General features: G+C 68.4%; 4 protein-coding genes. 1 reads left to right on the top strand and 3 read right to left on the bottom strand.

Features of this window, described 5'->3' with window-relative positions; translation table 11 throughout:
- Positions 1-195: 195 nt before the first annotated feature.
- Both FMQ63_RS36870 and pruA read right to left on the bottom strand, forming a co-directional pair.
- The gene (locus FMQ63_RS36870; RefSeq protein WP_011555843.1) at positions 196-1,044 is read right to left on the bottom strand and encodes an aldose 1-epimerase; all 849 of its coding nucleotides are present in this window, start codon (positions 1,042-1,044) and stop codon (positions 196-198) included.
- A 7-nt stretch (positions 1,045-1,051) separates the two neighbouring features.
- Positions 1,052-2,707 (bottom strand): L-glutamate gamma-semialdehyde dehydrogenase, encoded by a 1,656-nt coding sequence (pruA, locus tag FMQ63_RS36865; protein WP_011555842.1) that lies wholly within the window; start codon positions 2,705-2,707, stop codon positions 1,052-1,054.
- 170 nt (positions 2,708-2,877) lie between these two features.
- Here pruA and FMQ63_RS38515 point away from each other — a divergent pair, with 170 nt between their 5' ends.
- Positions 2,878-3,009 (top strand): hypothetical protein, encoded by a 132-nt coding sequence (locus FMQ63_RS38515; RefSeq protein WP_020478464.1) that lies wholly within the window; start codon positions 2,878-2,880, stop codon positions 3,007-3,009.
- Positions 3,010-3,037: 28 nt separating this feature from the next.
- Here the strand turns inward: FMQ63_RS38515 and FMQ63_RS36860 are convergent, their stop codons facing one another.
- Positions 3,038-3,457: a DUF488 domain-containing protein gene (locus tag FMQ63_RS36860; protein ID WP_011555841.1), complete on the bottom strand. Its 420-nt coding sequence runs from the start codon at positions 3,455-3,457 to the stop codon at positions 3,038-3,040.
- Between the last annotated feature and the right edge of the window lie 126 nt (positions 3,458-3,583).

Below are 3,583 nucleotides of genomic sequence, written 5' to 3'. Positions count from 1 at the left end.
CGCCGCACCTCCAGCCAATCCTCTCCACTCATCCTGCCGAGCTTGCCTCGACTCTCCACCGGGCACCTCTCCCGGATGCGCTCCCTTCCGCGCATCCTGACTGGTGCGTTCACCGATTGAGACCGCCCGCAAAACCCCCGACATTTCCGAACAGCAAGGTGCAGGAGTCGCCCCGGGGGGCTCCGGGCCCTGCGTTCAGCCTTGGATGTCGAAGCGAAGCGACGTCCGAGTTCCAGGCTGCACGTGCGGCAGCCCTTCGCCGGTGGCTAGCGCACCCTTGGCGGCGGTCCACGGCTCCACGCAGACGAAGTCCTTCCCACGTTGCGTCCACACGACGAGGACGCGGTACTCGGGGCTCCACGACAGGCGAATGGGCTTGAGCCCAGGGCCCCGCTCCAACGTCGTTCCCGGCTTTGAGTGGTCCTTCAAGTGAAGGTCCACTTCCTCCTCGGTGAGGTTCAGCCCGGTGACGTTCACGTCCTGCTTGCGCCAGTTGTCCCACGCGTGCGTGGCGTCCGTGTCCACGCCTGCTTGGGCCTTCGCCGCGTCCGGCACGCGGAAGTACGGATGGAAGCCCAGGTGCAGCGGCATGGGCCGCGTGTCCTGGTTCTCGAACGCGCTCTCCAGCGTGAGCCGTTGGCCAGCCAGCGAGAAGGTGAGCCGTGCGTCGAACCGCCACGGGAAGTGGCGCAGCGTCTCCTCGTTGGAAGACAGCTCCACCACCAGCCGTGACGTGTCCGCCTGCCGCACCTTCCACGGCAGTTTCCGCGCGAAGCCGTGCTGAGGCAGCGTGTACTGCTGACGGTCCACGGAATAGGTGTCCCCCGGCAGCGGCCCGGCATTGGGGAACAGCACGGGGATGCCCCCGCGCACGTTCTTGGCCGGGTCCGCGACGGTGGCCTCGTCGAGGTACAGCAGCTCGTCACCGTCCACGCACATCCGGCTGACGAGGGCCCCGCGTGAAGGAAGGACCTCCACGCGGCACCCGCCGTCCACCAGCGCGTACGTGTCCAGCCCTGCGATGCCGGGGAACGGACCCTTCATACGTGCCTCAGATGGCGCCTTCGTTCGGGTCGTTGTCCATGAAGGGGTAGGGCACCTTCACGGGCGGGACGAAGGTCTCCTTGATGGTGCGGGGGCTGGTCCACCGCACCAGGTTGAGGGCCGAGCCCGCCTTGTCGTTGGTGCCGGACGCGCGGCCACCGCCGAAGGGTTGCTGGCCCACGACCGCGCCGGTGGGCTTGTCGTTGATGTAGAAGTTGCCCGCCGCGTGGCGCAGCTCGCGCAGCGCCGTGTCGATGGCCTTCCGGTCGCGCGCGAACACGGCGCCAGTGAGGGCGTAGGACGCGGCCTGGTCGACCTCGCGCAGCGTCTCCTCGTACTTCGCATCCGGGTAGACGTGCAGGCCCACCAGCGGCGCGAAGATTTCCTCGCGGAGGATGCGGTGGGTGGGGCTGTCGAGCTGCACCAGCGTGGGCTTCACGAACCAGCCCTGCTTTCGGTCCACGTCGCCGCCGGCCACGATGCTGGCCCCGCTGTCGCTCTTGGCCAGGTCGATGTACGAGGAGACCTTCTTGAAGGACTTCTCGTCGATGACGGCGCCCATGAAGTTGCGGAAGTCCGACACGTCGCCCATGCGAATCTCGCTGATGAGCGCCTGGAGGCGCGGCTTCAGCTTGGGCCACAGGGATTCGGGGATGAAGACGCGGCTGGCGGCGGAGCACTTCTGGCCCTGGTACTCGAAGCCGCCACGGACGATGGCCACCGCGAGCGCCTCCAGGTCGTCCGCCGCGGACGGGTGGGCGACGATGAAGTCCTTGCCGCCCGTCTCGCCGACGATGCGGGGGTACTGCTTGTAGCGGGAGATGTTCTCGCCCACCGTGCGCCACATGGCGTTGAACGTCGGCGTGGAGCCGGTGAAGTGGATGCCGCCCAGGTGCGGGCTGGCCAGCACGGGGTTGCCCACCGTGGGGCCATCACCCGGGAGCATGTTGATGACGCCGTCGGGCAGGCCCGCCTCGCGCAGCAGCTCCATGATGTACCAGGCGCTCAGGGCCGCGGTGGATGACGGCTTGAAGAGCACCACGTTGCCCATGATGGCCGGCGCGGTGGCCAGGTTGAGGGCAATGGCCGTGAAGTTGAACGGCGCCACCGCGAAGACGAAGCCGTCCAGCGGGCGGTAGTCCGTCATGTTCCACGTCTGGTACGCGGCCTCCGGCTGCCAGCCGAGAATCTGCTCGGCGAAGTGCACGTTGAAGCGAATGAAGTCGATGGCCTCGCACGCGGCGTCAATCTCCGCCTGGTGGGCCGTCTTTCCCTGCCCCAGCATGGTGGCGGCGTTGAGGATGGGGCGGTAGCGCGAGGCCAGCAGCTCCGCGGCGCGCAGGAAGATGGCGGCGCGCGACTGGAAGGGCATGCGCGCCCAGTCGTCCTTGACGGCCAGGGCGGCCTGGATGGCCTGCTCCGCGTGGCTGGCGTCCGCCTCGTGCAGTGTGGCCAGCACGTGCTGGTGGTTGTGCGGCATGCGCACCGTGTCCGTCTTGCCGGTGCGGATGTGCTTGCCGCCGATGATGACGGGGATGTCGATCTGCTCACCAGCCATGCGCTTCAGCTCGGCTTGCACCTCCCGGCGCTCGGTGGTGCCGGGCGCATAGGAGAGGACAGGCTCGTTCTTCGGCGGCGGGACGCGGGTATGGGCGTTGATCACGCGGATTCACCTCGGGCGGAAACGAAGGGCGCGCAGCATAGCCAAGCAGCCCAGCGGGGGAAGCGTGGAAGGTTGCGTCATCTCCAGTGAACCCTTGGGGTTTTGGACAATTCCCTGTCATTCCGGGGCGCCTTGGCTCACTGACGCAGTGCGCGGGGACGATGAGGCCCATGCGCGTCCCCTCACGCCCCGCCGAGCTGCCTTCCGGCGTGCGCGGTTTCTACCCGTCGGCGCCGGACGCGCACTACCGCGTCCCGCTGCTGCTGAGTTCCTTCGGCTCCTCCACGTACCGAGGGAGTTGAGCCACGGCGCGCTTTCCCTTGGCGGCAGTCAGGTGTGTCGCGTCGAGCGGCCCCGGCCTCGCCGCGGGAGGCATGGAGGCTTCTTCGGAGCGGCGCCGCCGGACGCCTCTTCGAGGAACTGTTGGAGGGCCGCCGCGTTGTTGTGCTCGGTGTCATGGGCGCTGTAGACGAGCGTCACCGTGCCGTGGCGCGCGGCTTCGAGCAGGGGCTGCCATGCTGCGGGATTCGCCGCGAGCTCGGCGGTGTATCTTCGGCAGAACTCGGACCAGCGCTCGGGGTCGTGTGCAAACCACTTCCGCAGCTCGGTGCTGGGGGCTGCGTCCTTCAGCCAGGCTTCGAGGGGAAGCGCTGTCTTCCGTACGCCTCGCGGCCACAGCCGTTCCACCAGGAAGCGCCGCCCATCCGTGCGGCTTGCTGCTTCGTACGCTCGCTTGAGTCGAATCGTCACTGGACCACCTCGCGTGTCACCCGTTCGTTGGTGGCAACGCCCGTGCGCCCTGCGACCGTCCCGCGCTCCAGCGAGGCCGGCGCCCGTCTTCTCACTCGGGGCGCGCCGTGCCGGGGGGCTTCGGGG

Source organism: Myxococcus sp. CA005 (assembly GCF_006518205.1).
GTDB classification, from domain to species: Bacteria; Myxococcota; Myxococcia; order Myxococcales; family Myxococcaceae; genus Myxococcus; species Myxococcus xanthus.
The sequence above is the reverse complement of the archived record's forward strand: the minus strand, read 5'-3'. Positions and strand labels throughout refer to the sequence as shown.